Source organism: Mixta sp. BE291, from assembly GCF_031457955.1.
GTDB lineage: Bacteria > Pseudomonadota > Gammaproteobacteria > Enterobacterales > Enterobacteriaceae > Mixta.
The window spans coordinates 1-12,969 of sequence record NZ_JAVDXN010000006.1 but is presented as its reverse complement, the minus strand read 5'-3'; the positions used below and the strand labels follow the sequence as shown (position 1 = coordinate 12,969).

General features: G+C 53.1%; 12 protein-coding genes and 1 other annotated feature. Of the genes, 5 read left to right on the top strand and 7 right to left on the bottom strand.

All coding sequences use genetic code 11. The features are described 5' to 3' along the window. Nucleotides 1–76: 76 nt before the first annotated feature. Nucleotides 77–625: a GNAT family N-acetyltransferase gene (locus J2X14_RS14550; RefSeq protein ID WP_352411903.1), complete on the bottom strand. Its 549-nt coding sequence runs from the start codon at nt 623–625 to the stop codon at nt 77–79. Nucleotides 626–976: 351 nt separating this feature from the next. Between J2X14_RS14550 and J2X14_RS14545 the strand changes: the two genes are divergently transcribed. Together J2X14_RS14545 and tyrA are read left to right on the top strand one after the other, a co-directional pair. Further along, the gene (locus J2X14_RS14545) at nt 977–2,056 is read left to right on the top strand and encodes a 3-deoxy-7-phosphoheptulonate synthase (protein ID WP_352411902.1); all 1,080 of its coding nucleotides are present in this window, start codon (nt 977–979) and stop codon (nt 2,054–2,056) included. Between the two features lie 6 nt (nt 2,057–2,062). Beyond that, complete coding sequence (gene tyrA / locus J2X14_RS14540; RefSeq protein WP_352411901.1) at nt 2,063–3,184, top strand: bifunctional chorismate mutase/prephenate dehydrogenase; 1,122 nt, start codon at nt 2,063–2,065, stop codon at nt 3,182–3,184. Between the two features lie 66 nt (nt 3,185–3,250). Here tyrA and budC read toward each other — a convergent pair whose 3' ends face one another. From budC to bamD, 6 genes are all read right to left on the bottom strand, one after another. Then, complete coding sequence (budC, locus tag J2X14_RS14535; protein ID WP_352411900.1) at nt 3,251–4,015, bottom strand: meso-2,3-butanediol dehydrogenase; 765 nt, start codon at nt 4,013–4,015, stop codon at nt 3,251–3,253. Nucleotides 4,016–4,211: 196 nt separating this feature from the next. Then, nucleotides 4,212–5,255, bottom strand: a complete 1,044-nt coding sequence (locus J2X14_RS14530) for an ABC transporter substrate-binding protein (RefSeq protein WP_352411899.1) — start codon at nt 5,253–5,255, stop codon at nt 4,212–4,214. 112 nt (nt 5,256–5,367) lie between these two features. Continuing rightward, entirely contained in the window at nt 5,368–6,528 is a 1,161-nt protein-coding gene (gene pheA, locus J2X14_RS14525; protein WP_352411898.1) for a bifunctional chorismate mutase/prephenate dehydratase, read from the bottom strand. A gap of 23 nt (nt 6,529–6,551) precedes the next feature. Then, nucleotides 6,552–6,678 (bottom strand) — a sequence feature (Phe leader region). Then, nucleotides 6,630–6,677 carry a hypothetical protein gene (locus tag J2X14_RS14520; RefSeq protein WP_352412175.1) on the bottom strand — a complete coding sequence of 16 codons (48 nt, stop codon included), beginning with the start codon at nt 6,675–6,677 and terminating at the stop codon, nt 6,630–6,632. (Overlaps the previous feature by 48 nt.) A gap of 122 nt (nt 6,679–6,800) precedes the next feature. Further along, nucleotides 6,801–7,136, bottom strand: a complete 336-nt coding sequence (raiA, locus tag J2X14_RS14515) for a ribosome-associated translation inhibitor RaiA (protein ID WP_352412174.1) — start codon at nt 7,134–7,136, stop codon at nt 6,801–6,803. 267 nt (nt 7,137–7,403) lie between these two features. Continuing rightward, a complete protein-coding gene (bamD, locus tag J2X14_RS14510; protein ID WP_352411897.1) occupies nt 7,404–8,135 on the bottom strand; it encodes an outer membrane protein assembly factor BamD in 732 nt (243 codons plus the stop codon). Between the two features lie 131 nt (nt 8,136–8,266). On the opposite strand from bamD, the gene rluD reads away from it, so the two are divergent. From rluD to clpB, 3 genes are all read left to right on the top strand, one after another. Next, a complete protein-coding gene (gene rluD / locus J2X14_RS14505; RefSeq protein ID WP_352411896.1) occupies nt 8,267–9,247 on the top strand; it encodes a 23S rRNA pseudouridine(1911/1915/1917) synthase RluD in 981 nt (326 codons plus the stop codon). After that, nucleotides 9,244–9,975: a purine nucleoside phosphorylase YfiH gene (gene yfiH / locus J2X14_RS14500; RefSeq protein WP_352411895.1), complete on the top strand. Its 732-nt coding sequence runs from the start codon at nt 9,244–9,246 to the stop codon at nt 9,973–9,975. The genes rluD and yfiH overlap by 4 nt, the downstream gene beginning before the upstream one ends. A 124-nt stretch (nt 9,976–10,099) precedes the next feature. After that, complete coding sequence (clpB, locus tag J2X14_RS14495; protein WP_352411894.1) at nt 10,100–12,673, top strand: ATP-dependent chaperone ClpB; 2,574 nt, start codon at nt 10,100–10,102, stop codon at nt 12,671–12,673. Nucleotides 12,674–12,969: the final 296 nt, after the last annotated feature.

The window sequence follows — 12,969 nt, the reverse complement described above, 5'->3', positions numbered from 1 at the left end:
AAAACGTGCATTACCCGTTGCACCTTAGCAGGATAGCGGCAGAACAGAAGCTGGTTTGCCCCCGGTCAGGGATGACCTATAACCTAAACGCAGGAGGCTCTACCACAAAATCCTCACGACGCAGATGATAGATCGCGGCAGTGACCGGCCCCTGTTCCATGACAATCAGGCCGTAGCGCAGGCCGATTAACCGCGCCCCGCAGCTCAGCGCAACCGCCCGGCTGGCATGGTTATTTTCAGCCGCTAAAATCTCAATAATATTAATTTCAGGACGGCGAAACCCTTCTCTGGCCAGCTGCATAACCGCCTTGTGCGCCACGCCCTTACGCTGCTCTTTCTGGCGAACCCAATACCCTATCGCGCTCTGTTCTTCCGGCATTTGTCCATAGCGAATTCCGGCGGCACCCAAAAAGCGGTGATCGCTGGCCGCGAAAATGCTCATTTCATTCGCTTCGCCTTTCTCCCGCTGCCGATCGATCAGGCGAAACCATTCAACGGCTTCTTCAGGCTGATAATCCTCATGCGCCCAGGACATCCACGGCTGTAGCGAAGAGAGCGACTCATTAATAGCCGTCGCGTATTCAGCGGCATCCGTGGTCAGCATCGGGCGTAAATAAATTTCCATATCGTCTCCGTGAAAAGTATTTTGCTTAGCAGCTATAGGGCAGAGAAACTTGTTATAACAGATTGTTAAAAAAAGTATTGTTACTCAATTCCATTGTCATCGCCTGGATCGGCTTAACGTTTTTTAAGTATAGCCATTTAACAACTGTAAAGTTTATTGAACGGTTGCACCTTGGTCTGTAACAAGTCTAAATTTATTTATATCCTTATAAATCAATCATTTATTATAGATAAGCTCAAGGCTTTTACGGTTGAGTAAAAAATAATGTACAGATAGGTGCTGCTGTGTATTTCCTGTGTTACATTATTTGCTCACCGCAATGACGAAAAGGCCAGAACGAGGATCGCCGATATGCAGAAAGATGCGCTGAATAATGTTCATATCACTGAAGAGCAAGTTTTGATTACGCCCGAACAGCTTAAACAGAAGTTTCCGCTCAATGCGCAGCTGGAAACGCAGGTGGCTGATGCGCGTCAAACCATCTCTAATATACTTGCCGGCCGGGATCATCGGCTGTTAGTGGTATGCGGCCCCTGTTCTGTTCACGATCCCGAAGCCGCGCTCGCCTATGCGCGCCAGCTAAAAGATCTTTCCGATCGGCTGAAGGATCAGCTGTATATCGTCATGCGTGTCTATTTTGAAAAACCTCGTACTACCGTTGGCTGGAAAGGGTTAATCAACGACCCTTATATGGATAACTCTTTTGATGTGGAAGCGGGCCTGCATATCGCTCGTCAGCTGCTGGTGAACCTGGTTGAGATGGGGCTGCCGTTAGCCACGGAGGCGCTGGATCCCAACAGCCCGCAATACCTGGGCGATCTCTTTAGCTGGTCAGCTATCGGCGCGCGTACTACTGAATCACAAACGCATCGTGAAATGGCGTCCGGCCTGTCGATGCCGGTTGGTTTTAAAAACGGCACTGACGGTAGCCTGGGCACCGCGATTAACGCCATGCGCGCCGCTGCGATGCCGCACCGTTTTGTCGGAATTAATCAGGCCGGCCAGGTCTGCCTGCTACAAACGCAGGGCAACCCGGACGGGCATGTTATTTTGCGCGGCGGCAAAACGCCAAATTACAGTCCGGCCGACGTTGAGCAGTGCGAAAAAGAGATGGTGAAAGCGGGATTACGTCCGGCGCTGATGATAGATTGCAGTCACGGTAATTCAAATAAAGACTACCGTCGCCAGCCCGGCGTAGCCGAATCCGCCGTTGCGCAGATCAAAGACGGCAATCGTTCCATTATTGGCCTGATGCTGGAAAGCCATATTCATGAAGGCAGCCAGTCCTCCGAGCAGCCGCGTAGCGAAATGCGTTATGGTGTGTCGGTAACCGATGCCTGTATTAGCTGGGAAACAACCGAGCAGCTGTTACAGAGTATTCACCGGGATCTTAGCGGCGTACTGGCGGCGCGTTTGTCACAGGAGAGTTAATACAAGATGGTGGCTGAACTGAACGCGCTGCGCGATCAAATTGATGAGGTGGATCGGGCATTGCTCGATCTGCTGGCGAAACGGCTGGAGCTGGTTGCCGAAGTCGGCGAAGTGAAAAGTCGTTTTGGCTTGCCGATTTATGTGCCTGAGCGTGAAGCGAGCATGCTGGCTTCGCGCCGCAAAGAAGCGGAAGCGCTCGGCGTACCGCCCGATCTGATTGAAGATGTGTTACGTCGTGTTATGCGGGAATCCTATTCCAGCGAAAATGATAAAGGCTTTAAGACGCTCTGCCCTGAACTGCGTCCGGTGGTGATCGTGGGCGGTAAAGGACGCATGGGCCAGCTGTTTGAAAAAATGCTGACGCTCTCCGGCTATCAGGTAAAAATCCTTGATAAAGAGGAGTGGGAGCAGGCGCCGTTGCTGCTGCAGGATGCGGGAATGGTCATTGTTAGCGTGCCTATCCATTTAACCGAAAAGGTGATCGCCCAGCTGCCGCCGTTACCGGAAGATTGCATTCTGGTGGATATCGCTTCGGTGAAAAACGGCCCGCTGCAGGCGATGCTGGCGGCGCATTCCGGCCCGGTATTGGGGCTGCACCCGATGTTCGGCCCGGACAGCGGCAGCCTGGCGAAACAGGTCGTGGTGTGGTGTGACGGACGCCAGCCAGAAGCTTATCAGTGGTTTTTGGAACAGATTCAGGTGTGGGGCGCGCGGTTACACCGCATCAGCGCGGCTGAGCACGATCAGAATATGGCCTTTATCCAGGCGCTACGCCACTTTGCCACTTTTGCTTATGGCTTACACCTTGCTGAGGAAAATGTGCAGCTTGATCAGCTGTTGGCGCTTTCGTCGCCGATTTACCGGCTGGAACTGGCGATGGTAGGACGTCTGTTCGCTCAGGATCCGCAGCTGTATGCCGATATCATTATGTCTTCTGAAAATAATCTGGCGTTGATTAAGCGTTACTATCAACGTTTTGGTGAGGCGATCGCCTTGCTGGAGCGCAGCGATAAGCAGGGCTTTATTGATAGCTTCCGTAAAGTAGAGCAGTGGTTCGGCGATTACGCGCCACGCTTTATGCTGGAGAGCCGGTCGCTGTTGCGTTCAGCCAACGACAATCGGGTCTGATGCGTTAATCTTAAAGCTCGTACAAAGCATAAAATAGAGCCCGTCCTGAAGACGGGCTTGCGCTTTTTACGCCTGCGGCGGTTGTCCATTGGACGCGGTAATACCGCCGTCCACCGGCAGATTGACGCCGGTGATGTAGCGGGCATCGTCGCTGGCCAGGAAAGCGATGGCTGCGGCAAGCTCTTCCGCTTCGCCCGGACGTCCAAGCGCGATACGCTCGTTAAACTTCGCCATCAGCTCAGCGTTGCTCTGCATCTCTTTGGTCATATCGGTAATGGTCAGGCCCGGGCAAATCGCATTTACCCGCACGCCATCTTTACCGTAATCCATCGCCAGGGAACGGGTAAAGTTGGTAATGGCGCCTTTGGCGGCATTATAAATGCTCATCCCCCAGTCGCCGCCAAGCCCGGAAACCGAAGAAATGTTGATAACGTTGCCTTTGCTTTTCAGCAGCATCGGCATAAAAGCGCGAGTGCAGTAGAAAACGCCATCCAGGTCGGTGGACATCACTTTTTTCCAGTCTTCATCGCTGGCCTGATGAATTTTTCCTGATGCATTCACACCGGCATTATTAATTAGCACATCAGCATGACCATAATGATCCTCTACCTGCTGCGCGAGGGCTTCTACATCTTCCCGTTTTGAAACGTCGGCAACAACAACCAGGTGATCGCCCGCTTTGAGCGTGGCAAAGATGTTATTAAGTTTCTCTCGGGTACGCCCTACCAGCACCACATTCGCGCCTTCTTCCGCGAAACGTTTAGCGCTTGCCGCGCCAATACCTGAGCCTGCACCTGTCACGATCGCGACTTTATTACTGAAACGTTCCATTGCGCCTCCTTGTTGATGTCAACTCGCTAATCCCAATGATTAGCAGCTCATTAAGCCTGGCATAACGACGGAGCGCGTCAGCAGTAAATCAATAAAATAGATGCAACTGGCTGATTTTAATGAATTGTTAATCTTTAGAAATTGTTAATGCGGCTGGCGAGGCGCCCGCTGTATGATGCCGGGACGCCGTGGTTCGTTAATTATCGTTGAGATAATGGGTGTGATAGAAACGCCTATACCAGCGGTCGGCCTGCTGCTGCATATCAATATCCTGAAAGCGTGTTGGATAAAGCTTCTGCGCCAGCCAGAGTTCGCCCAGCCCTATTGCTTCGGGCATGGGATATCCCCAGGCTTTGGCATATTCCGGCATCAGCCAGACGCGCTGATGCTGTACCGCATCGATCACCTGCCATACCGGCTGCGTCTTGATCTCATTGATGACCTGCGGATAGCGATTTTGTACCAGGATCACCTGCGGGTTCCATGCTATCACCTGCTCCATAGAAACCTGTTTATAACCGCGTACCGTGGCGGCGGCGACATTGACGGCACCGGCGTGCGTCATCATCAGGCCGGTATATTTACCGGAGCCGTAGGTGGTGAGTTCCGGGTTAGCCATATAAACCCGTACGCGCTGGCTTTCCGGGATGTCATGTAAACGCGCCGCGATAAGTTTGCGCTGGCTAAAGGCGGCGGTTAGCAGCTCCTCCGCCTGGCTGGAACGATTAACGACCGTGCCGATCAAGCGAATCCCCGCCTTTAATCCTTCATCGTACGCTTTTTCTTCATCTTCCAGCGTTGGATTTAACGTTGCCAGCTGCTCCGCTTTTCCACTGCGTAGTGAAATAGCAATCACAGGGATACCGAGGTTTTGAATCCGTTCAATCATGCTAAGAGGCGCATAGTTGGTAACAAACACCGCCTGCGGATGGAGCGCAACCAGCGCTTCAGGGTCAACATGGGCCAGATCGCCGGGCGCAGGCAGCGTTGCCAGCGACGGCGCAAGGCGCGCATAGTTAGCGCCCAGCTGCTCCCGCCAGTTACTCAGGACGCCAACGATTTTATCCGTTGCGCCCAACTGCACCAGCAGGTTAAGCGTCTGGTGCTGTAAAACCACCACGCGATCGACGCGATCGGGGATAGTAACTTTACGACCAAGCTGATCGATAACTTCCCGATCGGCATGGGCATAAACAGAAAACAGGGCGAGAAGCAAAAGCAGGGGAGGGAGTCTGAACATGATAAGTCTCGTGGATGCGTTGTGTATGAAATTATACAGCGATCCCGAGCCAGGAAAATGATACGGCGCAAATAACCAAGGTGCGCCAACCCCATCGGGCTGGCGCACCACCTTACTGTGGATCGACCGGCACAATATTCTCGCCGGGATAGCAGCCTAATACCTTTAACGATCGGGTAATTGCCCGCAGTTCCTGTAGCGCCTGCTGCATCTCACTGGTGCGCAAGTTGCCCTGTACATCAAGGTAAAACATCTCTTCCCACGGGTTGCCGTTAATTGGCCGTGACTCCAGCTTGCTCATAATCAGATTGTGCTGGCGCAATACCAGCAGCGCTTCAACCAGCGCACCGGACTGCTGCCCGGTCGCCATGATTAAGGTGGTTTTCGCCGGTACCTGTTCAGTCACCTCAACCGGCTTACGCGCCAGAATAATAAAGCGCGTGATGTTTTGTTGCTGATTCGCCAGGTGTCGTTCCAGCACCTGTAAATGATAAAGCTCGCCGCCCGCCTCGCTGCCTAATGCCGCCGCTTTAGGCGAGTTAAGCGCCGCCACTTTTTCCATCGCTGCCGCAGTGCTTTCGGTGTATTCAATCTTCCAGTGCGGGAAACGATTAATAAACTGGCTGCACTGCTGGAAAGGCTGCGGATGGCTGTAAACCGTTTCGATCTGTTGCAGATCGGTAGAGCCGGTAACCAGAACGCAATGGTCGATAGGCACCGTCATCTCGCCAACAATCGACAGGCTGGTTTGCTGCAGAAGATCGTAGACCTCATTAATTGAACCCGAACTGGTATTCTCAATCGGCAATACGGCGTAATCCGCCTGACCGCTTTCCACTTCCTGAATAATGTCATGGAATTTTTGACAGCCGCTCTCAATCACATTGGCAAAGTGGCGCGCGCCATATTTACGCGCGGCCAGATGGGAATAAGAGCCTTTAGGGCCAAGAAAGGCAATACGCGCGGACTGTTGATTGGTCTGGTTGAGATGCTTTTGCAGCAGCGCCTGCTGGGTAAGAACAGAATCTTCAATGATGAGCTGAAACAGGCGCGTAATAAAATGGGCGTCCAGCTGGTGGCTTTTACCGAGAGTAATTAACCGCTCCAGCAAATCCCGTTCACGATCGATATCGCGCACCGGACGATGCGTCGCCATTTTTGCTTTAGCGACGTCAATCGCCAGCGTCCGCCGTTCAGCGAGGAGATCCAGCAATTTTTCATCGATGACGCTGATTTTGTCACGCAGGGCCAACAACGGATTTTCCGGTTTCATAGCGTTACCTGTCAAATGTCCATAATAAAAAAGCCTCCCGGTTTGGGAGGCTTTATTGTTCGTCTTCGCTTTCTTTTTTCTGCGACGAAACGCCTCCCGAATCAGGGGAAGGTAAAAAAGAAAGCGAAGAAAAACGATGTGTTCATCATATAACCTGTTGCTGTAGATGCGGTTAAAGTAACCGTAGCGTTTTGCTGCTGTCAATAAAAAACGCGCCCGCAGGCGCGTCATCCACTCAATGGCGCCCCAGACAAACAGGGGCGCAGCAACATTTACACTTCATCATCAACAGGGGTTAACCCTTTCACGCTGGCGGCGGCGCGGCGCGCTTCACCTTTATGCTGAACCTTATTCAGCTGACGCTCCAGTTTACTGATGAGCTCGTTAATCGCGGCGTACATATCTTCATGGGATGCGCTGGCGACCAGCGGGCCGTTAGGTGTATTGATCGTTGCATCAGCAACGTACTCCTTCGGCGCTTTTGACAGTACGATATGCGGATTGATCAAGTGGGTTTGCCACTTTTCGAGCTTGGAAAGACGGTCTTCGACATGCTGGCGGATAGCGGGGGTGATTTCCATTTGTTTGCTGGTAATGTTCACAATCATCATGTTTACCTCTCTGTCATTGCCGTCGTAGTAAGTGTAGCATACCGTGCAGAGGGGTAAATTTTGTGATGAAAATCACATTAAAAGGTCACTTTTTGTCAAGGAAATGAAATCTGTGAGGGGGCACGGTAAATGTGCTGAAACCCCTTGTAGAACCCCGTAGCACAGGGCAGACTCAGTGAGTTAACAGCAGAGAAGAAAGTAAAATCTGCTGTTTTTATCAACAAAAAAGCAGCCTGCAGGCTGCTTTTTTGCTGTGTAATCGAATCAGGCCTGATTCGCAGCGATAACCTTCGCCACTTTATCCGCCTGAGCCGTTAACTGCAGCTTACGATAGGCATTTTCCATCAGCGGCAGCGCGGTGCGTGTCGCCTGCGTATCCGGATAATCTTTCAGCATTTGCTCAACGCGATTGACGACCGCGACATAGGCTTCGCGTTTCGTGTAGAATTGCGCCACGGAAAGCTCATATTTTGCCAGGCGGTCTTTTAAATAGACCAGGCGTTTGCGCGCATCGGTGGCATACTGGCTGCTCGGCCAGTTACGCAGCAGCTGAGAGAAGTCACGGAAGGCCGCGCGCGCATGTTCGGGATCGCGATCGGAACGATCGATGCCGAAAAAGCCTTGCAGAGCGGAATCGTCTAACGCCATATCCGTCAGGCCCTTCATATACAGAACATAATCAATGTTCGGATGTGTCGGATTCAGACGCATAAAGCGATCGATGGCAGCCTGAGCCATCGGCAGGTCAGCGTTTTTGTAGTAAGCGTAGATCAGATCCAGCTGAACTTGTTGGGCGTAAGGGCCAAATGGATAGCGGTTATCCAGTGCTTCCAGTTGCGTTATTGCGCCTTTAAAGTTACCGTCCTGCAGTTTTTGCTGAGCCGTTGCATAAAGCTCAGAAGGCGGACTGTCAGGCACTTGATCCTTAGAGCTTGAACAACCCGCAAGAGCCAGGCTCAACGTGGCTGCAGCCACCAGATATTTCATACGCGTCATGACGATTTGATTATCCTCAGAGTGTGTTATTGCGGAAGCTGTCCATGAAGCTCCCGATAGTGACCGGTACGATAGCACATTATATTAAACGGCATCGCCGTGAAAACCCAACGTTAACGAAGAAGCTGTTTATGGCACAACAAGTAAAACTCACCGCAACGGTTTCCGAGTCGCAACTCGGACAACGCTTAGATCAGTCTTTGGCGGAATTGTTCCCTGATTATTCGCGTTCGCGCATAAAAGAATGGATTCTCGATCGTCGTGTGAGCGTCAACGGTAACATTGTTGACACGCCGAAGGAAAAAGTATTAGGCGGCGAAGCCGTGGCCATCGATGCGGAAATAGAAGAAGAAGCACGCTGGGAAGCGCAGGATATTCCATTAAATATCGTTTATGAAGATGAACATATTCTGGTGATCAACAAGCCGCGCGATCTGGTGGTGCATCCAGGCGCGGGCAACCCGGATGGCACGGTGCTGAATGCGCTGCTGCATCATTATCCGGCGATTGCCGACGTACCGCGTGCGGGCATTGTGCATCGTCTTGATAAAGATACCACCGGCCTGATGGTGGTGGCGAAAACCGTTCCGGCGCAAACACACCTGGTTGAATCGCTGCAGCTGCGTGAAATCACCCGTGAATATGAGGCGGTCGCCATCGGTACCATGACCGCGGGCGGCATTGTTGATGAACCTATCAGCCGTCACTCAACCAAGCGCACCCACATGGCGGTGCATCCGATGGGGAAACATGCTGTAACCCACTATCGGGTTATGGAGCATTTCCGGGCGCATACGCGTCTGCGTCTGCGTCTGGAAACCGGTCGTACGCACCAGATTCGTGTGCATATGTCGCACATTACCCATCCGCTGGTGGGCGATCCGCTGTATGGCGGCCGTCCACGCCCGCCGAAAGGCGCATCGGATGCGTTTATTGCGACATTACGCGGCTTTGATCGTCAGGCGCTGCACGCCACCATGCTACGCCTTTATCATCCGGTTACCGGCATTGAGATGGAATGGCATGCGCCGCTGCCGCAGGATATGGTCGATCTGATCGATGCGCTGAAAGCGGATACCGAAGCTTTTAAGGACCAGCTGGACTGGCTATGAGCGATCTGATTGTTCCTGACTGGCCAGCGCCGAAAACGGTAGGCGCCTGTAGCACCACGCGCGCTGGCGGCATCAGCGAAGCGCCCTGGGATTCGCTAAACCTGGGCGATCATGTCGGTGACCTGCCCGCAGCGGTGCAGGCGAACCGACAACGTCTGGTGGATATGGCGGGTTTGCCTGCGATGCCCTGGTGGCTGGAACAGGTTCATGGCACCGAGGTGATTCGCCTTGATGGCCAGGAACCCGCCACGCGCCGCGCGGATGCGATCTGGAGCAATCAGAAACAGGCCGTCTGCGCCGTAATGACCGCCGACTGCCTGCCAGTGCTTTTCTGTTCTTTTGATGGCAGAGAAGTCGCGGCGGCGCATGCAGGCTGGCGCGGGCTCTGCGCTGGCGTGCTGGAAAACACGCTAAGCCAGTTTTCCGCTCCGCCGCAGGAGATCCATGTGTGGATGGGGCCAGCAATCGGGCCAGCAGCCTTTGAAGTCGGCGCGGAGGTCAGAGCGGCGTTTATGGCTCACGATCCAGCGGCTGACGTGGCTTTCCGCGCTGCTGGCGATAAATTTTACGCCGACCTGTGGTTACTGGCGCGTCAGCGTCTGGCAGCCCAGGGCGTTGCCTCTGTTAGCGGGGGCGGACGCTGCACCTGGCATGAATCGGCTGATTTTTTCTCCTGGCGACGCAGCGGTACTACCGGCCGGATGGCAAGTTTGATCTGGCTGAGATAACCTTACGCCACAAGACGATCCAGATTGCGTTTTTTTTCACCATCACAGCGTTCAAAGACTTGAAAATTTGAGGCCCGGCCTCATTTTATCTCCAGTAGCATTTTGACCTGTATTGGGAGGAATCATGCGTCTGGATCGTCTTACTAATAAATTCCAGCTTGCGCTCGCCGATGCTCAATCCCTCGCCCTCGGGCGCGACAACCAATTCATTGAACCTCTTCACTTGATGAGCGCGCTGCTCAATCAGGAAGGCGGCACTGTGCGTCCTTTACTGACGGCGGCAGGGGTGGATGTAGGGGGATTACGTAACGGCGTAGAACAGGCTATCAGTCGTCTGCCGCAGGTAGAAGGTACCGACGGCGATGTTCAGCCCTCTGCTGATTTGATACGGGTTCTTAACCTGTGCGACAAGCTGGCGCAGAAGCGCGGCGACAACTTTATTTCATCTGAACTGTTTGTTTTGGCTGCGCTTGATTCGCGCGGCTCGCTGGCGGACTTGTTAAAATCCGCAGGTGCCACAACGGACAAGCTCACCAACGCTGTTGAACAGATGCGTGGAGGAGAAGGCGTGAACGATCAAGGGGCTGAAGACCAGCGCCAGGCACTGAAAAAATACACCATCGATCTCACTGAACGTGCGGAGCAGGGCAAGCTTGATCCGGTTATCGGTCGTGATGAAGAGATTCGTCGCACTATTCAGGTGTTGCAACGGCGCACCAAAAATAACCCGGTATTGATTGGCGAGCCTGGCGTCGGTAAAACGGCGATTGTCGAAGGGCTGGCGCAGCGTATCGTAAACGGTGAAGTGCCGGAAGGGCTGAAAGGTCGTCGGGTACTGGCGCTGGATATGGGATCGCTGGTGGCCGGTGCTAAGTATCGCGGCGAGTTTGAAGAGCGCCTGAAAGGGGTGCTGAACGATCTCTCTAAGCAGGAAGGCAACGTCATTCTGTTTATTGATGAGCTGCATACCATGGTTGGCGCGGGTAAAGCCGATGGCGCGATGGACGCGGGTAATATGTTGAAGCCTGCGCTGGCGCGCGGCGAACTGCACTGCGTTGGCGCAACTACGCTGGACGAATATCGGCAGTATATTGAAAAGGATGCCGCGCTGGAGCGCCGCTTCCAGAAAGTTTTCGTGGCTCAACCCAGCGTGGAAGACACCATCGCGATCTTGCGTGGCCTGAAAGAGCGTTATGAACTGCATCACCACGTGCAAATTACCGATCCGGCTATTGTTGCCGCCGCGACGCTGTCGCATCGTTATATTGCCGATCGCCAGTTGCCGGATAAAGCAATCGACCTGATCGATGAGGCCGCTTCCAGTATCCGTTTACAAATCGACTCTAAACCCGAAGCGCTGGATCGTCTGGAGCGTCGCGTTATCCAGCTGAAGCTGGAACAGCAGGCGCTGAAGAAAGAGTCGGATGAGGCCAGCCTGAAACGGCTTGAAATGCTGGAAGGCGAACTCAATCAGAAAGAGCGTGAATACGCCGAGCTGGAAGAAGAGTGGAAAGCAGAGAAAGCCTCGCTCTCTGGCACTCAGAATATTAAAGCGGAGCTGGAACAAGCGAAAATTGCGCTGGAACAGGCTCGTCGCTCTGGCGATCTCGGCCGTATGTCCGAGCTACAGTATGGCAAGCTGCCGGAACTGGAAAAACAGCTGGCGGCGGCAACGCAGGCGGAAGGCAAAACCATGCGCCTGCTGCGTAACCGGGTAACGGACGTTGAAATTGCCGATGTTCTGGCGCGCTGGACCGGTATTCCGGTTGCCCGCATGATGGAAGGCGAACGTGAAAAACTGCTGCGTATGGAGCAGGATTTGCATCAGCGGGTTATTGGTCAGAATGAAGCAGTAGAAGCGGTCTCCAATGCGATACGCCGTAGCCGTGCCGGTTTATCCGATCCGAATCGTCCGATTGGTTCGTTCCTGTTCCTTGGTCCGACCGGGGTAGGTAAAACCGAACTGTGTAAAGCATTGGCTAATTTCCTGTTCGACAGCGACGACGCGATGGTGCGTATCGATATGTCGGAGTTTATGGAGAAACACTCGGTGTCGCGGCTGGTGGGCGCGCCTCCGGGCTACGTTGGCTATGAGGAAGGCGGCTATCTCACCGAAGCCGTACGACGTCGTCCTTATTCTGTGATTCTGCTGGATGAAGTCGAAAAGGCGCACCCCGATGTCTTTAATATACTGTTGCAGGTATTGGATGATGGCCGACTAACGGACGGGCAGGGCCGTACGGTTGATTTCCGTAATGCAGTGGTGATTATGACCTCGAACCTGGGTTCCGATTTAATTCAGGAGCGTTTTGGCGAGCTGGACTACGGTGCGATGAAGGATGTGGTGATGTCGGTGGTTAGCCATCATTTCCGTCCAGAGTTCATTAACCGTATTGATGAGGTAGTGGTGTTCCATCCGCTGGGTGAGAAACATATCGCTTCTATTGCTAATATCCAGCTGCAGCGGCTTTACAAGCGTCTGGAAGAGGGCGGCTTTACAGTGAACATGTCAGAAGAGGCATTGACGCTTCTGGGGCAGAACGGCTATGACCCGGTATATGGGGCGCGTCCGTTAAAACGTGCGATTCAGCAGCAGATAGAAAACCCGTTGGCGCAACAAATCCTTTCTGGAAAACTGGTGCCGGGCAAAGTAATAGAGATTGATGTTAAGGATGACGTTATCACCGCACATCAATAAACGATGAAAAAATGGGCCGAAAGGCCCATTTTTGTCTCTCTGGCGTGCCTTATGGCGCGTTTTATAAGCGGGATGTGTGAAATCTGAACGGTTAGAATTATTTTTGCAATTAGCACTTGCGAGGCGTCGAGAACTCCCTATAATGCGCCTCCATCGACACGGCACAACGGCTTACGCCACGCGGTGTTGAGCGGTTCACTAAGGTGAATCGCCGGAGAAAAACTTCTGAAAAAGAGGTTGACTCTGAAAGAGAGTAGCGTAATATACGCCACCTCGCGGCAACGGCAACAAACGCC